Origin of the sequence: Streptomyces sp. NBC_01408 (assembly GCF_026340255.1) — a bacterium.
Classification (GTDB): Bacteria; Actinomycetota; Actinomycetes; order Streptomycetales; family Streptomycetaceae; genus Streptomyces.
In genome coordinates this window covers 853,282-874,330 of the sequence record NZ_JAPEPJ010000002.1, presented here as the reverse complement: position 1 = coordinate 874,330, position 21,049 = coordinate 853,282, and the positions used below count along the sequence as shown (strand labels likewise).

General features: G+C 72.3%; 19 protein-coding genes. 13 read left to right on the top strand and 6 right to left on the bottom strand.

What is annotated here, in order from left to right:
- Positions 1–3 precede the first annotated feature (3 nt).
- Positions 4–1,839, bottom strand: coding sequence for an ABC transporter ATP-binding protein (locus OG447_RS26070; protein WP_266939728.1), 1,836 nt, complete (start codon positions 1,837–1,839; stop codon positions 4–6).
- A gap of 121 nt (positions 1,840–1,960) precedes the next feature.
- On the opposite strand from OG447_RS26070, the gene OG447_RS26065 reads away from it, so the two are divergent.
- From OG447_RS26065 to OG447_RS26025, 9 genes are all read left to right on the top strand, one after another.
- Positions 1,961–2,602: a TetR/AcrR family transcriptional regulator C-terminal domain-containing protein gene (locus OG447_RS26065; RefSeq protein WP_266939726.1), complete on the top strand. Its 642-nt coding sequence runs from the start codon at positions 1,961–1,963 to the stop codon at positions 2,600–2,602.
- Positions 2,603–3,033: 431 nt separating this feature from the next.
- Complete coding sequence (locus OG447_RS26060) at positions 3,034–4,590, top strand: cytochrome P450 (protein WP_266939725.1); 1,557 nt, start codon at positions 3,034–3,036, stop codon at positions 4,588–4,590.
- A gap of 11 nt (positions 4,591–4,601) precedes the next feature.
- Positions 4,602–5,138, top strand: a complete 537-nt coding sequence (locus OG447_RS26055) for a quercetin 2,3-dioxygenase (protein WP_266939723.1) — start codon at positions 4,602–4,604, stop codon at positions 5,136–5,138.
- On the top strand, positions 5,135–6,358 hold the full coding sequence (txtE, locus tag OG447_RS26050) for a 4-nitrotryptophan synthase (protein WP_266939721.1): 1,224 nt from the start codon (positions 5,135–5,137) through the stop codon (positions 6,356–6,358). The genes OG447_RS26055 and txtE overlap by 4 nt, the downstream gene beginning before the upstream one ends.
- 38 nt (positions 6,359–6,396) lie before the next feature.
- Positions 6,397–7,632: a nitric oxide synthase oxygenase gene (locus tag OG447_RS26045; protein ID WP_266939720.1), complete on the top strand. Its 1,236-nt coding sequence runs from the start codon at positions 6,397–6,399 to the stop codon at positions 7,630–7,632.
- A gap of 109 nt (positions 7,633–7,741) precedes the next feature.
- Positions 7,742–9,319, top strand: coding sequence for a phospholipase D family protein (locus OG447_RS26040; protein ID WP_266939719.1), 1,578 nt, complete (start codon positions 7,742–7,744; stop codon positions 9,317–9,319).
- Between the two features lie 150 nt (positions 9,320–9,469).
- Entirely contained in the window at positions 9,470–10,258 is a 789-nt protein-coding gene (locus OG447_RS26035) for a peptidoglycan recognition family protein (protein WP_266939717.1), read from the top strand.
- Positions 10,259–10,469: 211 nt separating this feature from the next.
- Positions 10,470–10,847 carry an STAS domain-containing protein gene (locus OG447_RS26030; RefSeq protein WP_266939716.1) on the top strand — a complete coding sequence of 126 codons (378 nt, stop codon included), beginning with the start codon at positions 10,470–10,472 and terminating at the stop codon, positions 10,845–10,847.
- Between the two features lie 101 nt (positions 10,848–10,948).
- On the top strand, positions 10,949–11,407 hold the full coding sequence (locus tag OG447_RS26025; RefSeq protein WP_266939714.1) for an ATP-binding protein: 459 nt from the start codon (positions 10,949–10,951) through the stop codon (positions 11,405–11,407).
- A 147-nt stretch (positions 11,408–11,554) separates the two neighbouring features.
- Here OG447_RS26025 and OG447_RS26020 read toward each other — a convergent pair whose 3' ends face one another.
- Positions 11,555–12,115 (bottom strand): dihydrofolate reductase family protein, encoded by a 561-nt coding sequence (locus OG447_RS26020; RefSeq protein WP_266939713.1) that lies wholly within the window; start codon positions 12,113–12,115, stop codon positions 11,555–11,557.
- A 30-nt stretch (positions 12,116–12,145) separates the two neighbouring features.
- Between OG447_RS26020 and OG447_RS26015 the strand changes: the two genes are divergently transcribed.
- Positions 12,146–13,228, top strand: a complete 1,083-nt coding sequence (locus OG447_RS26015) for an enoyl-CoA hydratase/isomerase family protein (protein WP_266940153.1) — start codon at positions 12,146–12,148, stop codon at positions 13,226–13,228.
- An 80-nt stretch (positions 13,229–13,308) separates the two neighbouring features.
- Here OG447_RS26015 and OG447_RS26010 read toward each other — a convergent pair whose 3' ends face one another.
- Positions 13,309–15,576 (bottom strand): excinuclease ABC subunit UvrA, encoded by a 2,268-nt coding sequence (locus OG447_RS26010; protein WP_266940152.1) that lies wholly within the window; start codon positions 15,574–15,576, stop codon positions 13,309–13,311.
- A 138-nt stretch (positions 15,577–15,714) separates the two neighbouring features.
- On the opposite strand from OG447_RS26010, the gene OG447_RS26005 reads away from it, so the two are divergent.
- Both OG447_RS26005 and OG447_RS26000 read left to right on the top strand, forming a co-directional pair.
- Positions 15,715–16,515 (top strand): TetR/AcrR family transcriptional regulator, encoded by an 801-nt coding sequence (locus OG447_RS26005; RefSeq protein WP_266939712.1) that lies wholly within the window; start codon positions 15,715–15,717, stop codon positions 16,513–16,515.
- 224 nt (positions 16,516–16,739) lie between these two features.
- Positions 16,740–17,468, top strand: coding sequence for a class I SAM-dependent methyltransferase (locus tag OG447_RS26000; RefSeq protein ID WP_266939710.1), 729 nt, complete (start codon positions 16,740–16,742; stop codon positions 17,466–17,468).
- A gap of 4 nt (positions 17,469–17,472) precedes the next feature.
- Here OG447_RS26000 and OG447_RS25995 read toward each other — a convergent pair whose 3' ends face one another.
- Complete coding sequence (locus OG447_RS25995) at positions 17,473–18,396, bottom strand: SDR family oxidoreductase (RefSeq protein WP_266939708.1); 924 nt, start codon at positions 18,394–18,396, stop codon at positions 17,473–17,475.
- 114 nt (positions 18,397–18,510) lie between these two features.
- Between OG447_RS25995 and OG447_RS25990 the strand changes: the two genes are divergently transcribed.
- On the top strand, positions 18,511–19,758 hold the full coding sequence (locus OG447_RS25990; RefSeq protein WP_266939706.1) for a cytochrome P450: 1,248 nt from the start codon (positions 18,511–18,513) through the stop codon (positions 19,756–19,758).
- Positions 19,759–19,774: 16 nt separating this feature from the next.
- On the opposite strand, the gene OG447_RS25985 is transcribed toward OG447_RS25990, so the two are convergent.
- Both OG447_RS25985 and OG447_RS25980 read right to left on the bottom strand, forming a co-directional pair.
- A complete protein-coding gene (locus OG447_RS25985; protein WP_266939704.1) occupies positions 19,775–20,281 on the bottom strand; it encodes an SRPBCC family protein in 507 nt (168 codons plus the stop codon).
- Positions 20,278–20,844, bottom strand: a complete 567-nt coding sequence (locus tag OG447_RS25980) for a sigma-70 family RNA polymerase sigma factor (protein ID WP_323181855.1) — start codon at positions 20,842–20,844, stop codon at positions 20,278–20,280. The genes OG447_RS25985 and OG447_RS25980 overlap by 4 nt, the downstream gene beginning before the upstream one ends.
- Positions 20,845–21,049 lie beyond the last annotated feature (205 nt).

The window sequence follows — 21,049 nt, the reverse complement described above, 5'->3', positions numbered from 1 at the left end:
CCCTCACAGCCGCTCACCCTCTCCCTCTCCCGCAGAGCCCGGCGCGTGCAGGGTCCGCCACAGCGCGGCGAACGCGCCGTCCGCTGCGAGCAGTTCGGCGGGCGGGCCGTGCTCGACGACGCGTCCTTCCTCCAGCACCGCGACGGTGTCGGCGCCGACGACGGTCTCCAGGCGGTGGGCGATGACCAGGACCGTCCGGTCGCCGCGTATCGCCTCCAGCGCGCGGCCCACCGCCTGTTCGGTGTGCGGGTCGGCGAAGGAGGTCGCCTCGTCGAGCACGAGGACGGGGGTGTCGGCCAGCAGGGCACGGGCGAGCGCGACGCGTTGGGCCTCGCCGCCCGACAGCCGGGCGTCCTCGCCGATCACCGTCTCGTAGCCGCGGGGCAGTGCGAGTACGCGGTCGTGGATGTTCGCCAGCCGGGCGGCACGCACCACCTCCTCCGGACGGGCGGCCGGTACCGCCAGCGCGATGTTCTCCGCGACCGAGGCGCGCAGCAGGCGCACGTCCTGGAAGACGAAGGAGACCTGCCGGTACAGCTCCCGGCTGCTCAGCTCGCGCAGGTCGACGCCGCCCAGGCGGACCGAGCCGCTCGTCGGGTCGACGAACCGCGGCAGCAACTGGACCAGCGTGGATTTGCCGCTTCCTGACGGTCCGACGAGCGCGGTGACCGTCCCCGGCTCCAGCACCAGGTCGATTCCGCACAGTACTTCGCGGCCGGGTTCGTAGGCGAAGTGGACGCCCCGCAGCTCCACCCGGTGGCCGTGCGGCGCGAGAGGGTGCGCCGGCTCGGGCAGCGGCGGCACCGCGAGCACGTCGCGGATCCGGCCGACCGCGCGGCGGGCGGCCTGCAGCTCGTCGAAGCCGTGCCCGAGCGCCGCCACGGGGGCGGTCAGCCCGAGTCCCAGCAGCAGGAACGGAAGCAGCTCGGCCGGTGTCATCTCCGCGCTGGTGATGAGCGCCGCGCCGCCGGTCAGCACGGTCAGCAGCACGAACGGGGGTGACAGCACCAGCTGCATCCCCGCGGCGATCGGGGAGATCCCGTGCACCCAGCGGCGGAAGGCGGCGACGAACTCGTCGGCGGCAGTGCGGAACTCGCGGTGGGCGAGCTCGCCCCCGCCGAACGCCTTGACCACCGCGATGCCCTGGACGAACTCCACTGCGGAGGCCCTGATCCGTGTCATCGCCGCGTCGAATTCCGCCTGCTCGCGCAGCCGGGCCGGGGTCATCATCAACGGGACCAGCGCCATCGCCGCGACCACCGGGATCAGGGTGATCAGCGTCAGCCGCCAGTCGACGCTGAACAGGTAGACCAGCGACACCAGTGGTACGACGAACGCGGAGGCCAGCTCGCCGGGGGTGTGGGCGATGAAGGGGTGGATGGCGGATACGTCCTCGCCCACCAGCTTGGCCAGCTCACCGCTGCGGCGGCGCGAGAGCCAGCCGATCGGGACCCGCCCCAGCCGCGCGGCCAGCCGCCGGCGGAACGCCAACTGCACCCGCCCGTCGAGCAGATGCCCGACTCCCGCCGCAGCGGCGGTGAACAGCAGCCGGACGAACAGGCCGACCGCGCCCGCGACCACGATGAACCGGACATGGCCGTGGTCGACCGGCCCGGGCGCGAGCAGGGTCCGGCCCAGCTCGACGACCGCGAGCAGCGGCGCCAACCCCGCCACCGCGCCGATGAGCTGCAGGGCGATCACGGCGACGAAGCCGCTCGCGTAGGGAGCCAGCAGCCCTGCCATGCCTTGCCCGTCCGGCGAGGGCTCCGGCGCGGCACCGGCATCCTCCGGTGGTCGTGTGGACTGTTTCCTCGCCTTGGCGAGCTCGGTGCTGGTCATCGTTCCCCCGTGTTCACAGCAAGGTGATTCTTACAATGTAAGGCTGCGTCTCGACGCTATACTTACGTCGTAAGAATGGTCAACCCGTGACGCAGCGCGTCCGGTACGGAAGGAGGGGGCCATGGGGGCCAACAGGGCTCGCGGGCAGCGCGCGGGGCTCACGAGGCAGGCCGTCCTGGAGGCGGCTGTACGGCTCGCCGACCGAGAGGGGCTGAAGGCTCTGTCGATGCGCCGGCTCGGCGCCGAACTGGGCGTGGAGGCGATGACCCTCTACCACCACGTGCCGAACAAGAGTGCCCTGCTGGACGGGATGATCGAGCAGGTCGTCGCGGAGGCCGTTCCCCCGGAGTTCGGCGCCGCCACCTGGCGGGAGGACCTGCGCACCTACGCTCACGCGCTGGTGGCCGCGCTCGGCACGCATCCGCACGCCGTGCCGCTGCTGCTGTCCCGGCCCGCCATGACTCCCCGCAATCTGCGGACGATGGAGGCCGTGGTGGGGATGCTGTACGAGGCGGGCTTCCCCCTGCCCAGGACCCTGGACGTCCTGTACTCCCTGACCAGCTTCGTCGTCGGTCACGCCGCCGCACAGGCGGGCAGTGTCGACGGCGCCGGCGACATGGCCTCGCTGGACCCGGACGCCTACCCGCTGCTGGTCAGCGCCGCCCGCGAGGCAGGCGGGGACGCGGCCGTGGCGCGCTTCGACTTCGCGCTCGAAGCGCTGCTGTCCGGATTCGAAAGGGAACTCGCGCTCGCGCGCACCTGACGGCTCGGACACATTCGGCCAGCGGGAACGAATGCAGGGTGTGGTCCTTCGAGAGGGGCAAGGGCGCCCGCCGCGGCCCGCCCACCGGGCGGGGGTGCCGGCGCTCTGCCGGCCACCGGTACGGCCGCCGCGTGCTCGGCCCGAAGACCCCTACCCGTGGAATGAGCCATCTCCCACCGCGCCGGTCCGTTCAATTGCGCGGCGGGGCCGCGCCCGTGCAACGCTGGCCTGGTACGCCTCGGACTTGCTTACGCGATATTCACATTCCATGACTTCGGTGGGAACCGGCCATCCCGTCGGCCTCTATTGCCGCGCCCGGAATCGGCTCCGTAGCCTGGTTGCGCATCGAGATTCCCTTAAGTCACGCCCCGAACGGACCGGAAGGTCCTCGGGAAGGCTCGCGTCAGTCGTCGAGGGGAATGGATATGAGCATGCACAGGGCACGTCGATTACACGCACTGTATCGAGCAATTTACACGGCGGGCATCGCTGTCCCCTTCCTGCTGGCAGGGTTCCTATTGTGGTTCGGCCTCAGCGGCCAGGCCTGGCCGCTCCTGCTCGCCGTCCCGGTGATCGCCGCTCTTCCGCTCTTCTTCGTACGGCGGCGGCTGGCGGAGTTCCGCTCGCTGCGGCACCTGCCGGGCCCGAAACCCTCGTTCTTCCTGGGGAACATGGGGGAGCTGCTGGCCTACGGGCACGGCGGCCGGCACGAAGCGCTGCAAGCACTGCACGACCAGTACGGGCCCCTCGTACGCCTCCATCTGGCCTGGGGGAGCGCGGCGTTCGTATCGCTGTCGTACGTGTCCCCCAACCTGCACAAGAAGGACCTCGACTCGCACCGCCGGGCCGACCGGACGGTGCTGGCCCGGAGCCTCATGGGTGTGGAGGGGGGCGACCTCCACCGGACCCACCGTCAGGTCCTCTCGGCGTCCCTGACGAGTCGCGGGGTCGCGGAGCGGTCGTACGTGCTGACGGACGTGGCCGACCGGTACGTGGACAAGTGGAAGCACGTCGACGAGACCTACGAGGGCATCCAGGCGGACCTGCGCGACTGGAGCGTCAACTGTCTCAGCGCCTTCCTCTTCGGCGAGGACTGGGATCTCGGGGCGGATCTGCACGCGTACCACCGGGCCCTCGGTGCCATCGAGGAAGAGGTCAGCTTCCGCGCCTTCCACCCCTTCTTCGTCCGGTGGATCTTCCCGCGGCGGCGGCTGCGCGTCCGGGCCGCGTACCGCCAGGTCGCCGGCGTCCTCGGCGCCGTGCTGAGCGGCCGCGAGCAGCGCGCCCCCGCCGAGTGCCCCGCGCACCGGCCGTCCGGCGACCTGCTCGGTCAGGTGACCCGGGCCCCCTGGTCCCACGAGGACCGGGTCGAGGAGCTGATGTCCCTCGTCCTCGGCGGCGCCGACCCCATGTCCTACGTCCTCTCCCAGGCGCTGGTCATGCTCTCCCAGGACCAGCACGTCCAGGAGAAGGCGCGCAAGTCGATCGAGGCGGCCGCCCCGGCGGACGGCCCGGACGACACGGACGGCCCCGGCGGACCGGGCGGCGATCCGAGCCCCGACCCGTACGTCAGGAGCATCGTCTACGAGACGCTGCGCCTCTTCCCGCCCGTCCCCTTCAGTGCGAAATTCACCGAAGAACGCGCGGTGGAGGAAAGGGGAATGAGCATCCCGCCGGGCACGGTCATCATGTGGATGAAGAGCGCCGTCGGGAAGAATCCGGACCTGTTCCGCGACGCGGACCGATTCAACCCGGACCGGTTCTCGGCCGACGACGAGGAACACGCCACCATCAACAGTTTCCTGCCGTTCGGCGCCGGCCCGCGGCACTGCGTCGGAAACCGGCTTGCGGAACAGCAGTGCGCCGTCATGCTGACCGAAATCCTGAAGAATTTCCTCATCGTTCCCGTCGATGACATCGAAGTGACATTCCATTCGACGATTTCCGTCGTGCCGTCGGCCGTGCCGGTCCGGCTGGTCTCGCGATGAAGGGATCCGATATGCCGGAGGACGCAAGGACCGCGCCGATCGCGTTGCGCGAGGGGGAGGGCGAGGCGCTGTGGTTCCTCGACTTCCTGGCGACGGTCAAGGGTTCCGCGGCGGAGATGAACGGGGCGGCCTCGGTCATCGAGCACCTCGGCCGGCGCGGCACCGGCTCGCCGCTCCACGTGCACCACCGCGACGACGAATGGTGGTACGTCCTCGACGGCGAGGTCACCTTCTGGGTGGCCGGCCAGGTCATCGCCGCGCCCGCCGGATCGTTCGTCTACGGCCCGCGCCACGTCCCCCACACCTTCCTCGTCACCTCGGACGAGGCGCGCTTCCTGCACGTGACCGAGCCCGGTGGGTTCGACGGCTTCACCCGCTCCCTGGGGAAGCCCGCGCCCTCCCTGGAGATCCCGCCCCACGGCATCGTCCTGCCCGACCTGGAACAAGTGCGCGCCATCGCCGCCGAGTTCGGGATCGAAGTGCTCGGACCTCCCGGAATCCCGGCCGCGGCCCCGGATCCCGGCCACCGGAAGGAGAAGAGCCAGTGAGTCAGCAGCCGTCGCCCCTGTCGGATCCCGCGATCGTGCCCGACCCGTACCCCGTCTACGCGGACCTGGCCCGGCGCGAGCCCGTCCACTGGTCCGAGGGGCTGAACGCCTGGGCGGTCATGAAGTACGGGGACTGCGCCGCCGCGCTGAAGGACCGCCGGCTCAAGGCCGAGCGGATGGAAGAGGTACTGGCGGTCAAGTTCCCCGGCCGGCCGCTGCCGCCCGACAACATCTACCACCGGTTCACCAAGAACGTGATGATGTACACGGACCCGCCGCGCCACGACGCGCTGCGCCGCTCCACCCAGGCCGGCTTCAGCGGGGCGGCGCACGAGCACTACAGCCAGGTGATCGAAGGAGTCGCCGCCGACCTGGTCGCCTCGGTCCCCTCCCGCACGAGGGAGATCGACGCCGTCCCCGTCCTGGCCGCCGAACTGCCCGTCCGTTCGGCCGTGCACGCATTCGGGGTGCCGGAGGACGACCTGGACTTCGTCATCCCGTGCGTCGAGACGCTCATGACGTACTGGTCCGGGCCGCAGAGCCAGCCGGTGGCGCTCGACCGCCTCCTGGAACTCCTCACGGACCTGCACACCTACGCCCTGGAGCTCGTCCGGGGCAAGCGCGGCAAGGTGCTCCCGGACACCGTCATCGCCCGCCTCGCGGCCGCCCAGGACAGCCTGACGGAGACCACGCCGGAGCAGACGGTCCACCAGCTCGTCCTGCTGTTCATCGCGTTGTTCGCCCCCACCACACCCGGCTCGCTCAGCAGCGGCATGCTCTCCTTCGCGCGCAACCCCGACCAGATCGAGCGGCTGCGCACCGACCGGGCGTGCACGGACAACGCGGCGAACGAGGTGATCCGCTACCACGCGTCGAACCAGTTCACCTGGCGGGTCGCCACGACGGACATCGACATGGGCGGCGTACGGATCCGCGCCGGGCAGAGCGTCGCCCTCTTCCTGGGCGCCGCCAACCGGGACCCCGGCGTGTTCGAGCGGCCGGACGCCTTCGACCTGGACCGGAGCAACAGCGCCAAGCACCTGTCCTTCGGGCTGGGAGTCCACTCCTGCCTGGGCCGGCAGATCGCCAACCTCCAGCTGAAGTGGTTCTACGTGGCCCTCTTCGCCCGGTTCCCGGGCATCCGGCTCGCCGGCGAGCCCACCTGGAACCCCAACCTCGAATTCCGGTCCCTGGAAACGCTGCCGCTCCGGCTCGCCTGACCCGGCAGCCCGTCGGTCCCGCCTCCTGCGAGGAACCAGTGAACTCCGAAGCCCCGTCCTCCCCGACACCCGTCCACCATGCCGCCGCCCCCGGCCCGCACACCGGTGCCGCCGCCGACCGGGACGAGGCAGAGGAGTTCCTGCGCCTGTTCCACGCCGAGCATCCCGCCCAGCCCGTCACACTCGGCCGGCGCCTCGGCGAGGTCGGTGCCGCCATCGACGCCACGGGCACCTACCGCCACACCCCCGCCGAGCTCGCCTTCGGTGCCCGCGTCGCGTGGCGCAACTCCCGGCGGTGCATCGGCCGCCTGTACTGGAACAGCCTGCGCGTCCTGGACCGCCGCGACGCCGCCACCCCCGAGGAGATCCACCGCCACCTGTGCGAGCACCTGCGCCAGGCGACCAACGACGGCCGGATCCGGCCCGTGATCTCAGTGTTCGCCCCCGACACCCCGGCCCGGCCCGGCCCCCGGGTGTGGAACGACCAGCTCATCCGCTACGCCGGCAGCCGCCGGGACGACGGCACGGTGGTCGGCGACGCGGCGTACGTGGCCTTCACCGAGAAGGTGCGGCGGCTGGGCTGGCAGGGCCTCGAAGGACCCTTCGACATCCTGCCCCTGGTCATCGACACCCCCGACGACAAGCCCCAGCTCTTCGAAGTGCCGCGGGACCTGGTCCTGGAGGTGCCGATCAGCCATCCGGACGTTCCGCGGATCGCCGACCTGGGTCTGCGCTGGCACGCCGTGCCGGCCATCAGCAACATGCGGCTGCGGGTCGGCGGCATCGACTATCCCCTCGCCCCGTTCAACGGCTGGTACATGGGCACCGAGATAGGAGCCCGCAACCTCGTCGACGAAGGCCGCTACAACCTGCTGCCCGCCGTAGCCGCCTGTCTCGGCCTCGACACCAGCAGCGACGGCACCCTGTGGCGCGACCGCGCACTGGTCGAGCTCAACGTCGCCGTCCTGCACTCCTTCCGTACCGCGGGGGCCCAGATCAGCGACCACCACACGGAATCCCGCCGCTTCCTCGCCCACCTGGCCAGGGAGGAGCGCCAGGGGCGTACCGTGCCCGCGGACTGGAGCTGGATCGTCCCTCCGGTGTCGGGCGGCATCACCCCCGTCTTCCACCGCTACTACGACGACGTCGACCAGCGCCCCAACTTCTACCCCGGCGACCCCTACCCCGACCTCGACTCCGGCCGCGACCCCGACCCCGACCCCGACTCCGACGACGGCGAGCCGGAGCAGGGCGGATGCCCCAACCGGCAGTGACCGGGCCGACCCGGGTGCCGGAACCAGCCGGCGGTCCCCCGCCCGCCGCCCCGGCGGGCGGGGATTGCGGCCGTCCCGGCGGGTAGGAGCACACCGGAGGGCCGATCCCGTGGCAAAGGCCGACTGGCTGCTGGTACCCGGTGAACGCGGCAACGCCGCGACGCGCCTGGACCAGCGCCGCCCCGACGGAAAGGCCTGGTCGGAGGGGAACCACGTACGGCCCCTGGTGCACGGAGCCGCCTACTTCGCGGAGCTGCTGGCAGCGGTGCGCGACCTGCGCGCCGGAGACCTGCTCCTGTTCACCGACTGGCGCGGCGATCCCGACGAGCGGCTCGACGGGGACGGCACCGAGATCGGCTCGGTCCTGTGCCGGGCGGCCGAACGCGGCGTCATCGTCAAGGGGCTCCTGTGGCGCTCCCACCTCGACAGCCTGCACTTCAGCCAGGCGGAGAACCGCCACCTCGGCGAGGAGATCGAGGAAGGCGGCGGCGAATGCCTCCTCGACATGCGCGTACGCCCCGGCGGCTCGCACCACCAGAAACTGGTGGTCCTGCGCCACCCCGGGCGCCCGGACCAGGACGTCGCCTACGTCGGCGGCATCGACCTCTGCCACAACCGCAACGACGACTCCACCCACCGCGGCGACCGCCAGTCGACGCCCATGGCCGCCGCCTACGGACCCCACCCGCCCTGGCACGACGTGCAGCTCGCCCTGCGCGGGCCCGCCGTCGGCGACATCGAGGCCGTCTTCCGCGAGCGCTGGCAGGACCCGTCCCCGCTCAGCCGCAGCCCCCTCACCCGGCTACGGGCGCTGGCGCACCGGGAGGACACCAGCGCAGACCGGCTGCCGCCGCAGACGGCCGACCCGCCACCCTGCGGCACGCACACCGTGCAGGTGCTGCGGACCTACCCCAACCGCCTGCTGCGCGGCTACCCCTTCGCCCCCGACGGGGAGCGCAGCATCGCCCGGGCCTACCTCAAGGCGCTGGCCCGGGCACGGACCCTGGTCTACCTGGAGGACCAGTACCTGTGGTCCCCCCGGGTGGTCGCCTGCTTCGCCCGGGCGCTGCGCCGCAGCCCCCGGCTCCGGCTGATCGCCGTCATCCCCTCGGTCCCGGAACAGGACGGCCGCCTGACCCTGCCCATGAACCTCATCGGGCGGATCACCGCACTCGACGCCCTGCGCCGCGCCGGCGGCGACCGGGTGGCCGTGTACTGCCTGGAGAACCGGGCCGGCACCCCCGTCTACGTCCACGCCAAGGTGTGCGTGATCGACGACGTGTGGACCTCCGTCGGCTCCGACAACATCAACCTCCGCTCCTGGACCCATGACTCCGAGCTGAGCTGCGCCGTGGTGGACGAGGCCGGCGCCTTCGCCCGGGAGCTGCGTCTGGAGCTCATGCGCGAGCACCTGGACGCCGGGGACCCGGCGTCGCGGCAGGCGCGGGACGCGCGGAACGCGCTGTCCGACCCCGTGGCCGCGTTCGCCGCCTGCGAGGAGGCCGCCGCCGCGCTGGACGCCTGGTACGGGGACGGCTGCCCCGGCCCCCGGCCGCCGGGCCGGCTGCGCCGGTACGTCCCGCCGGACCTGACCGGCGCGCAGCGGCTGATCGCGGCTCCCCTGCACCGGGTGCTGGTCGACCCGGACGGCCGCCCGCTGGGGCTGCGGCGGCGCAACGCGTTCTGACGCGACGCCTGCTGCCGCGGCGTGCGTCCGTTCGGCCTACGGGCTCCCCCGGGCGGGGGTGCAGGGACGTTGCTTCTTGATCGTCCCGTCGTTGTGGGGTGTGCGCGGCAGCCGCCGCGGTCGCCCCCCACCGGTGAGAGGGAGTTCCCCATGCGTGCCGAGATCCCCCCGTCCCCGCTGCGGCGCGTCACCCGCCGCATGATCCTCTCCGGTGCGCTGGGGCTCGGTACGGCGGCGCTGTGGCCGCGGGCCGCCGCCCACGCGTCGGCCGCCACGACTCCGGAGATCTTCGACTGCGCGGCGTGGGGCGCCAGACCGCCCGCCGAGCCCGTGGTGATCCTCTCCACGCCCCCGGAGCGGATCGTCGTGCACCACACGGCGACCACGAACGTGGAGGACTACTCCCGCCAGCGTGCGTTCGCCCTCGCGCGGGCGATCCAGAACTACCACATGGACAGCCAGGGCTGGATCGACACCGGCCAGCACTTCACCGTCAGCCGCGGCGCGTTCGTCACCGAAGGGCGCCACCACAGCCTCGGTGAACTGACCGCGGGCGCCCGGCAGGTCCGCTCCGCCCACTGCGTCGGCCAGAACAACGTGTCGGTGGGCATCGAGAACGAGGGCAACTACACCAGCGTGGAGCCGCCGGCCCAGCAGTACGAGGCCCTGGTCGCGCTCTGCGCGCACGTCTGCCGCCAGTACGGGCTGCCCCCGTCGGAGATCTACGGCCACCGGGACTTCAACAGCACGGCCTGCCCCGGCGACCGGCTGTACGCCCTCCTTCCCCGGCTGCGGCAGGACGTCGCCGCCCAGGTGGGCGAAGACCTGTGGGACACCATCGAGTTCGACGACCGCCTGCGCTGGTCCGGCCCCTCGGAGTACCTCCCGGCGGACGTCCTGGAGCGTGCGCTCAGGGGGCCCCTGCCCCGCCGTACCTAAGAGGTGTCTCGCGGCTCCCGGCCCCGGGGCCGGGCAGGCGAAAGCCCCCGGGCGGCCCCCGGGGCGGTTGTCGTCCGGGGGCTTCCGTGGCCGCAGTGCTCGACAGGCTTCTGTGACGGCCACTGCCCGACGTGTCGCAGATCATGCTTCCCGGATGCGTATCCCCGCCGCTTCAGGGAAGGTGCCGGACAGAACGGAAGGGTGATGCCGGATGGTTCCGGAAGCGGACAGCGAGCGCTTCACCGTCGCGGTGCGGACCGTGGACGGAGCCGTCGTCGTCGAACTGGCGGGGGAGCTGGACCACGACACGGCGCCGCCGCTGCGCGATGCGCTGGATGCGGCGGTCACCTCCGGCGGCCGACTGCTGGTGGACCTCACCGACCTTGACTTCTGCGATTCCACGGGGCTGAACGTGCTGCTGCACAGCCGGCTCAACGCGCAAGAGGCCGGTGCGGGTCTGGAACTGATCGGCCTGCGCGGTCCGGTCGCCCGGATGTTCCGCATCACCGGCGCGGACGGGGTGTTCCCCGTGCACGCCGATGTGGCGGAGGCCCTGGGCGAGGCGGGCGGTCCGCCGGACACGGCCTAGCGCCCGGTTCGCGGGGTGCGGACCCGCGGACACCAGGGATAACAGGGACAACGGGGACACGCGGATACGACTCCGCGCCGACACGGAGGAGCCTGAGCGTCATGGAGCAGCGGGGGTCGCCCGACCGGACCTGGTACCTGGTACTGGACGGGACCACCGACGTCGTGACGCGCAGCCGCGAGTTCACCCGCAGGGCGCTGACCGCCTGGCAGTGGCTCCCCGCCGAGGCGGAGGAGGACCGGGAGGCCGCCGAGGACGTGCTCCTGCTGGTGTCGGAGCTGGTGGCCAACGCCTGCCTGCACGGCGGCGGGCCGGGCGCGCTGCTGCTGGACTGCACCGAGGAGCGGCTGCGGATCGAGGTGACCGACGGCAACCCGGCGCCGCCGCAGCCCCTGCGGCCGGGCTCGCTCCTGCGACCGGGGCAGCCGGGCGGACACGGCCTGCTGATAGTGGAACGGCTGTCCCGCGGCTGGGGGTCGCGGCCCGGGCCCGACGGCAAGTGCGTCTGGGTGGAGGTGGCCTGCCCGTCACCGGTGCGGGAGGCGTGGGCCCGGCCGTGACCCGCCCGACAGGGCGAGGGTCCCTCCCGGACGGTACGCCCCGCTCGGACCCCTACGCCCAGCTCCGGACCCGTACGCCCAGCTCCGGACCCGTAGGACCGGCCCCGACCGCACGCCCAGCCCGGACCGGCCCGGACCGTACGCCCCCTACGGCCGCTCGTACCGCAGCTGGACGACCCCGTTGCCGAAGGTGTGCGTGCCGTCGAGGCGGAGCGGCGTGCGGGTGTCGGACGGCGGGAAGAGCGGTTTGCCGCGGCCGATGAGCACGGGGTGGACGTAGATCTGGAATGCGTCCACCAGGTCGTGGCGCAGGAACGAGGCGGCGAGATCCGCCCCTCCCACGCACAGGTCGCCTCCGGGGGCCGCCTTCAGGGCGGCGACCTCCGCCGGGACGACGTCCCGGACGAGCACGGCGTTCGGGCCGACCGTCTCCAGGGTGCGCGAGTACACGTACTTGGGCGTGTCCCGCCAGATGCCCGCGAACTCGGCCATCGGCCCGGAGATCGTGGGGTCCGCGTCGGCGGTCGGCCAGAAATCCTCCATCAGCTCGTACGTCACGCGGCCTTCCAGGAAGCCGCCCATCGCCCGGGCCTCGTCGTTGAAGTGCTGGTGCAGTTCATCGTCGACCGTGTGCCAGTCGATCTGCCGCTCGGGACCCTCGATGAATCCGTCGAGGGACACCGACAGCATCAGAATGATCTTTCGCATACCGGCTCACGCTACTCCGCGGACATACTGATCGCTGTGAAGACCGCAGACGACAGCGCCGAGAACACCGTCCTGTTCGAGATCCAGGGCCGCACCGGGGTGGTCACCCTCAACCGCCCCAAGGCCCTCAACGCCCTCACCCACCCCATGGTGCGGCGGATCGACGAGGCCCTCACGGCCTGGGAGCAAGACCGGGCCGTCCACCAGGTCCTGATCCGCGGGGCCGGGGAGCGCGGTCTGTGCGCGGGCGGGGACATCCGGGCCATCCACGACGACGCGAAGGCCGGGGCCACCGCCTCTCCCGCATTCTGGCGCGACGAGTACCGGCTCAACGCGCACATCGCCCGCTACCCCAAGCCGTACGTGGCCCTCATGGACGGGATCGTGATGGGCGGCGGAGTCGGCGTCTCGGCCCACGGAGGCGTCCGCGTCGTCACCGAACGCTCCCGGGTCGCCATGCCCGAGACCGGGATCGGCTTCGTCCCCGACGTCGGCGGCACCTACCTGCTCGCCCGCGCCCCGGGCGGGCTCGGCACCCACCTGGCCCTCACCGGCACCGCCGTGGGCGCCGCCGACGCGCTGCTGTGCGGACTCGCCGACCACTACGTCCCCGCCGGCCGGCTCGACGACCTCACCGCCGAGCTCGCCGCGGCCCCCGCCCACGAGGTGCTGCCGAGGTACGCCACCACACCCGAGCCAGGTGACCTCGCCGGCCGCCGGCCCTGGATCGACCACTGCTACGCGGCGCAGACCGTCGAGGAGATCGTGGACCGGCTGCTGGGTCACGGCGACCCGGCCGCGAAGGAGGCCGCCGAGACGATCCTGGCCAAGTCCCCGACGGCGCTCAAGGTCACCCTCGCCGCCCTGCGCCGGGCCGCCGGGACGGCGACGCTGGAGCGGGTGCTGGCCCAGGAGTTCCGCGTGTCCTGCCACGCGCTGGCCATGCCGGACCTGGTGGAGGGGGTCCGGGCCCAGGTCGTCGACAAGGACCGCAGGCCGCGCTGGTCGCCGGCCGCCCTGGAGGCCGTCACAAACGCCGAGGTCGAGCGGTTCTTCGCCCCGCTCGGCGCAGGCCGCGAACTGGAGTTCCCGGAGGCCGGCGCGCTCCGGTGACCCGGGGGCCGTGGGGGTCCTGCCCGGCTCGCGCACGCCGTACTCATCCGCGTACGGCGTGCGCGTGCTGGTGGCGGGGGTTACGAGGCGACGTACTCTCGCAGGTGGCGGGCGGTCAGCGTGTCGGCTTCGGCCACCAGGGTCGCCGGAGTGCCCTCGAAGACGACCTCGCCCCCGGCGTGTCCGCCGGCCGGGCCGATGTCGATCAGCCAGTCGGCGTGCGCCATCACGGCCTGGTGGTGCTCGATGACGATCACCGAGTTCCCGTCGTCCACCAGCCGGTCCAGCAGGGCGAGGAGCTTGTCCACATCAGCCATGTGCAGCCCGGTCGTCGGCTCGTCCAGGATGTAGGTGGAGGACTTCTCCGCCATGCTGATGGCCAGCTTGAGGCGCTGGCGCTCGCCGCCCGACAGGGTGCTGAGCGGCTGCCCGAGCCGCAGGTAGCCCAGCCCGACATCGGCGAGCCGGCCCAGGATCGCCCGGGCCTGGCCGGTGGTGAAGAACGCGTGGGCCTCCGCCACCGGCATGTCCAGCACCTCGCTGATGTTCTTGCCGCGCAGCCGGTACGCGAGCACCTCGGGCGTGAAGCGCTTGCCCTCGCACTGCTCGCAGACCGAGGCCACCCCGGCCATCATCGCCAGGTCCGTGTAGACCAGCCCGAGGCCGTTGCAGTTCGGGCAGGCGCCCTCCGAATTGGCGCTGAACAGTGCGGCCTTGACCCCGTTGGCCTTGGCGAAGGCGGTCCGGATCGGGTTCAGCAGCCCGGTGTACGTCGCCGGGTTGGAGCGGCGCGAGCCGCGGATCGGGGACTGGTCGGCCACCACCACCCCGTCCTGCCCGGCCAGGTACCCGTGGATCAGGGAGCTCTTCCCGGAGCCCGCGACCCCGGTCACCACCGCCAGCACGCCCAGCGGCACGTCCACGCTGACGTCCTTCAGGTTGTGCAGGTCGGCGCCCTTCACGGACAGGTGGCCGCGCGGGGTGCGCACCGGCTCCCGCAGCCGCGCCCGGTGTTCGAGGTGGCGGCCGGTGAGGGTGCCGGATGCGCGCAGCCCGGCCACGTCCCCGTTGTAGCAGAGCTGCCCGCCGGCCGTGCCCGCGCCCGGACCGAGGTCCACGACGTGGTCGGCGATCGCGATGACCTCGGGCTTGTGCTCGACGACGAGCACGGTGTTGCCCTTGTCGCGCAGCCGCAGCAGGAGGTCGTTCATCCGCCGGATGTCGTGCGGGTGCAGGCCGGTGGTCGGTTCGTCGAAGACGTACGTGATGTCCGTGAGCGAGGAGCCGAGGTGGCGGACCATCTTGACCCGCTGGGCCTCGCCGCCGGAGAGGGTGCCGGAGGGGCGGTCCAGGCTGAGGTAGCCGAGGCCGATCTCGACGAGGGAGTCGAGCAGGCCGCGCAGGTTCGCGAGCAGCGGGGCCACGCCGGGGTCGTCGATCCTGCGGACGAAGGCGGCCAGGTCGCTGATCTGCATCGCCGAGCACTCTGCGATGTTCACCCCGTCGATGCGGGAGGAGAGCGCGGCGGCGGACAGGCGGGTGCCCGCGCAGTCCGGACAGTCGGCGAAGACCACGGCCCGGTCCACGAAGGCCTTGATGTGGGCCTGCATGGACTCGCGGTCCTTGGACAGGTACGAGCGGCTGATCTTGGTGATCAGGCCTTCATAGGTGAAGTTGTTCGAGCCGACCTTCACCTTCACCTGGCCCTTGTGCAGGAAGTCGGCCCACTCCTGCTCGGTGAAGTCCTTGAGCTTGGTGTCGGGGGAGTAGAAGCCGCAGTTCGCCATGATCTGCCAGTACCAGGAGTCCACGGCGAAGCCCGGGACCGTGATCGCGCCCTCGTTGAGGGAGAGCTCGCGGTCCACGAGCTGGTCCACGTCGATGTCGGATACCTGGCCGATGCCCTCGCAGCGCGCGCACATGCCCTCGGGCGCGTTGAAGCTGAAGGCGCTGGAGGTGCCGATGTGGGGGGTGCCCAGCCGGGAGAAGATGATCCGCAGCATGGTGTAGGCGTCGGTGGCGGTGCCCACGGTGGAGCGGGAGTTGGCACCCATCCGCTCCTGGTCGACCACGATGGCGGCGCTCAGATTGTGCAGACCGTCCACGTCCGGCCGGCCGAGGCTGGGCATGAAGGACTGGATGAACGCCGTGTACGTCTCGTTGATCATGCGCTGGGACTCGGCGGCGATGGTGCCGAACACGAGGGAGGACTTCCCGGAGCCGGAGACGCCGGTGAAGACGGTGAGACGGCGCTTGGGGATGTCCAGGGAGATGTCCGCGAGGTTGTTCTCCCGGGCTCCGCGGACCTGGATGACCTGATGGCCGTCGGCGAGGTGGGCCGGATTCACGCCTGGCCCTGCGTTCAGGGATATGGCGGTACTGGTGGTCTGCACGGGAACTCCTCGCGAGGGCGACTGTCTCAAGCCTACTCTATACGCTGTACTCTATACGGTGTAGATAATTATAGGGCGGGGAAGGAGCCGGAGATGGCGAAGGACCGGAGCTCGGCGGGCGACCCCGTCCGCACGCTGGAGCTGCTGTGGCGGCGGTCGGGGCAGTCGGGGCCGTCGGGGCAGGACCCGGGCCAGGAGGTCCGGCGGCCGGGGCGGCGCGGACCGCGCCAGGGGCTCAGCGTGGACGCCGTGGTCGCCGCCGCGACCGCCCTCGCCGACGAGGACGGGCTCGCGGCGCTGACCATGCGGGCGCTGGCCCAGCGCCTCGGCGTCACCCCGATGACCCTCTACACGTACGTCCCGGGCAAGGCCGAGCTGCTCGACCTCATGCTGGACGACGCGTACCTGCACATGGAGCGCCGGCCGGCCGCCGCCGGGGAGTCGTGGCAGTTGAAGGTCACGCGCGTCGCAGACGACAACCGCGACCTGCTCGGGCGCCACCCCTGGCTCGCGGACCTGTCCGTCACCCGCCCGCCCCTGGGCCCCGGGGTGATCGAGAAGTACGAGTACGAACTGGCAGCCTTCGACGGCATCGGCCTCACCGACGTCGAGATGGACGCCGCCCTCACCCACCTCCTGGGCTTCGTCCACGCCAGCGCCCTGGCCGCCGCCGACGCCGCCGACCACAACAGCCGGCAGAGCGACGAGGAGTGGTGGGCCGTCAGCGCCCCGCTGCTGGAGCGGGCCATGGACCCCGAGCGCTACCCGCTCGGCGGCCGGGTCGGCAGCGCGGTCGGCGCCTACAACCCGCGGACGGTGGGGGCCTTCGGCCTCCAGTGCGTCCTGGACGGGCTGGCCCGTCTGATCGAGACCCGGACCGGCCGGGGCGCCTGAGGTTGCGAAAAGCCGCCCCGGCGCGCCCCGGAGAGCCCTCCTGGCGGCCCTCGGCGGGCGTACGGGAGCTCGCGTGCGGCCTGCTGGAGGGGCGGGGTCCGGCACCGGCGCCAGGGGCCCTCAGCAGGCCGCCCAGGAGTCGCCCGAGGGTGGCTTGAATCGCCTCTGACCTGGGCTTATGTGCTGCCGGCGACTATGATCGTCTCCTTGGGAAAGGGGAGTTCATGGACCGGAACATACGCTCGGTGGACGACGTGCTCAGCCTGCTGGACGGCCTGTTCGCCGCGGAGGCCGACCGCTGGACGACCGGCGGCGCCTCCTGGTGGGACGGGTTCTACGCGGACCGCTCCAAGGCGGTGCCGTTCTTCGTGGCGAAGCCGGACGAGAACCTGGTCTCCTACCTCGACCGCGGCCTGATCACCCCGGGCCGCGCCCTCGACCTGGGCTGCGGCCCCGGCCGCAACGCCCTCCACCTCGCCTCCCTGGGCTTCGAGGTGGACGCCGTCGACCTGTCGCCCGCAGCCGTCGCCTGGGCCGAGGAGCGCGCCCGCGAGGCCGGCGCCGACATCCGCTTCCACTGCGGCGACGCCTTCGCGCTCACCGCGGCCGAGCTGGGCGGACCGTACGACCTGATCTACGACTCGGGCTGCTTCCACCACCTGCCGCCCCACCGCCGCATCAGCTACCGCGCGCTCCTCGACCGCGCCCTCGCCCCCGGCGGCCACCTCGCCCTCACCTGCTTCGCCGCCGGAGGCATGGGCTCCGAACTGTCCGACGCGGACTTCTACCGGCAGGCGGCCGGTCTCGGCGGCGGGCTCGCCTACACGCCGGAGTCGCTGCGCTGGATCTTCTCCGACCTGGCCGAGGTCGAACTGCGGCGCATGCGCGACGAGCCGGCCGCATCCCCGTTCTTCGGCGAGCCCTTCCTCTGGACGGCCCTCTTCCGCCGGTAGCCGCTCAGCGGTAGCGGTCGGGGTCCGCCGGGAGCCCCGGGTCCTGGACCTCGACCATGTACCGCCAGGCGTCCGGCGTGCTGCCGTCGAGGTCCGTGAAGCCGTAGACCCGGGCCAGCTGCCCGCTGGACAGGGACTGCCCGTTCCAGCGGGACACCTCCGGGTCCGCGGCGAGCGCGGCGACCGCCCGGCCCACGTACGAGGGGGTCTCGGAGATGCCGAAGTGCGGAACCTTCTCCAGGGCGTCCCGCCAGTTCTCCTCCGTCACCCCGAAGTTGTCGAGCATCATCTCCGAGCGCAGCCACCCCGGGGTCAGCGCCACCGCGGTGGCCCCGCGCGGACCCAGCTCGTGGCCCAGGGCGAACGCCATGCGCAGAACCGAGGACTTGGCGAGGTCGTAGAAGAACGAGACCCGGTAGCGGCTCGTGTTGTACTCGCTGGTGCCGTCCGTCATCTCCACCACCAGCCCGCCCGGCTCGCGCAGCAGCAGCGGCACCGCGAAATGGCTCGTGACGGCATGGGTCTCCACCGCCAGCCGCATCAGCCGCAGCCCCTTGTCCAGGTCGTGCTCCCAGACCGTGCTGTCCCACTCGAAGAGCTTCTCCCCGCCCCAGATGTCGTTGACCAGGACGTCCAGCCGCCCCTGTTCGGCGTCGATCCGGCCGACCAGGGCCTCGACCTGCTCCGGCACCAGATGGTCGGCGACCACCGCGATGCCCTGCCCGCCCGCCGCGGTGACCAGCTCCGCCGTCTCCTCGATGGTCTCGGGCCGGTCGTACTCCGAACGCCTGCCCCGGGTGCTGCGCCCCGACACGTAGACGGTCGCGCCCCGAGCTCCCAGCTGGACCGCGATGCCCCGGCCCGCGCCCCGCGTCGCCCCGGCCACGAGGGCGACCTTGCCTTGAAGAGTCCGCTGTGATTCCGGCATGACCCGACCCTACGACGCCCGGGGCGGGCGGCCGCGTACGACCCGCAGGCTTGTACAACCCGCCCTCCAAGCCGCACTGTTGAGCGGTTCCGTCCACGAGGTCAGGAGAACGGCTTGTCGCGCCACGATCCCACCGCCCCGTACGCGATCGACCCGGCCGGCGGCTGCCCGCACGCCCTCAACGCGCGGCTGCGCGCCCGGGGAGCCGTGGCGCAGGTTGTGCTCCCCGGCGGGGTGCCCGGAGCCGTCGTCCTGGGGCACGAGGCCCTGAAGGAGTTCCTCGCCCACCCCGACGTGGCCAAGGACGCACGGCACTGCCCCGCCCTGAACGACGGCAGCATCCCCCGGGACTGGCCGCTACGGGTCTTCGCCGACGCCCAGGGCATGCACACCGCCGACGACGCCGACCACCGCAGGCTCCGCGCGCTGGTCGGCAGGGCCTTCACCGCCCGCCAGGTGGAACGGCTGCGCCCGCGCGTGGAGGAGCTGACCGCCGCACTGCTCGACGACCTCGGCCGGGCCGCGGCCGCGTCCCCCGACGGGGTCGCCGACCTGCGCACCCACTTCGCGCTCCCGCTCCCGATGAGCGTCATCTGCGAGCTGCTCGGCGTGGACCCGGAACACCGGGGCCGGGTGCACCACCTGTCCCACACCGTGATCGTCGCCACCGACACCGCCCCGGCCGAGGCGATGGCCGCCGTACGCGAGCTCGTCGGGCTCATGGGCACGATCGCCGCCGCCCGCCGCGAACATCCCGGCGAGGACCTCACCAGCGCCCTGATCGCCGCCCGCGAGGGCGACGGCGACCGGCTCAGCGAGGCCGAACTCATCGGCACCATGCGGCTGATGCTCGTCGCGGGCCACGAGACCACCCTCAACCTCATCAGCAACGCCGTCCGCGCCCTGTGCACCCACCGGGACCAGCTCGCCCTCGTCCTGGAGGGGAAGGCCACCTGGTCGGACGTGGTGGACGAGACCCTGCGCTGGGACGGCCCGGTCAGCTGGTTCCCCTTCCGCTACCCCACCCGCGACCTGACCGTCGACGGCACCGTGATCCCGCGGGGCACCCCGGTGCTCGCCGGATACACCGCCGCCGGCCGCGACGAGTCCAGCCACGGCCCGGACGCCGACCGCTTCGACCTCACCCGCCCCACGGCCGCCCGTCATCTCTCCTTCGGGCACGGCGCGCACTACTGCGTGGGCGCCCCGCTCGCCCGGCTGGAGGCCACCGTCGCCCTGGAGCGGCTCTTCTCCCGCTTCCCCGACCTCGACCTGGCCGTCCCCGAAGCCGGTCTCGCGCACCAGCGCAGCTTCATCGGCAACAGCGTCGAGGCCCTTCCGGTCCGCCTCGTACGGGGGTGAGCCGGGCCGCCCGGGATCAGGAGGCGCCCGGCCGGACCGTGCCGCGGGCCGACGCACGGCGCCGGGTGCGGGCGATCATGCGCCGGCCGCGGTCGGTGCCGAGGGCGCGCAGCGCGTTCAGCGCCTTGGCCTCGCGGCCACCGCGGACGCCGCCGAGGACCGCGAAGCGCGTCCCGTCGCCCTCGGGGACCGCGGCCATCCCGCCGACCACGTGCCGGCTCTGCATCAGGCAGTACCCGGGCTGGAGCAGCACCTCGAACCTGGCCCGGTAGCCGAGGGGGCCGTGGGCCCAGCCCTGCCCGCGCTCCGGGGCGCCGGGGCGGAGGCCCGGGACCATGCGGAAGGACTGGAGGGTCGGCACCAGGTGCGGCAGCTCGCCCTCCAGGTCGCTAGCCACGTCCCACACCTCGTCGAAGGGAGCATCGATGTACTCCTCCGCGTACATGACGGCGCCCAGTCCGGCGGCCATCACGCGCAGCCGCTGGACGGGGTCGAGTGCGGCCGTAGGCCAGCCGGTGGTCATCGCGTCCACGCCTTCCGAAAGCTGTCGCGGGCCCGGTGCAGTCTCGACTTCACCGTGCCACAGGGAATGTTCAGGATCTCGCTCGCCGACCGTTCGTCCAGGCCCTCGAGTTCGCGCAGGGTCAGCACCGCACGGTGCTCCGAGGACATCCGGCGCAGTACGTCGTGCACGTCGGAGGCCAGCTCCGAGCTGCGCGATCCGGGCACGTCGTCGAACTCGCCCCACGGGGTCTCCCGCTGGGCGCGCCGCGCGACCCGGACGGCCTCGCGTACGGTGATGGTGCGCACCCACGCGTAGAGGGCGGTCGGATCCTTCAGCCGCGGCAGGCCCTGGAACACGGCGATCAGGGACTCCTGCACCGCGTCGGCGCTGTCGGTCAGGGCGATCGGGCGGCACAGCCTGCTGACGTACGGGGTCAGCAGGTTGAGCAGGTCGTTGACGGCCAGGGCGTCGCCGGACTGGGCGGCCCTCACCAGCCTGGCCGCGGCTTCCCAGGGATCGGGCTCCAGGGGCCGCGGGGTGTCCAGCTCGTGGCGCCGGACACCGGGGTCGGCTGTTCTCACGTGCCGGTCTCCTCCCTCGCGTGGCATCGCTCCACCCGTGCGCCGGACGGCGCTCGGTGCACGGTGCTTCATAGGACAGAGGGACCAAACGGAGCAGATACTCCCGCGCGGCTGCATATTTGCGCGGAAGACTCGGGAACCGGGGGGAGTGTCCGGGGCCCGCAGCGCCTCTCTCATGGTGTCGACGATGCCTGCTGGAGCTGTG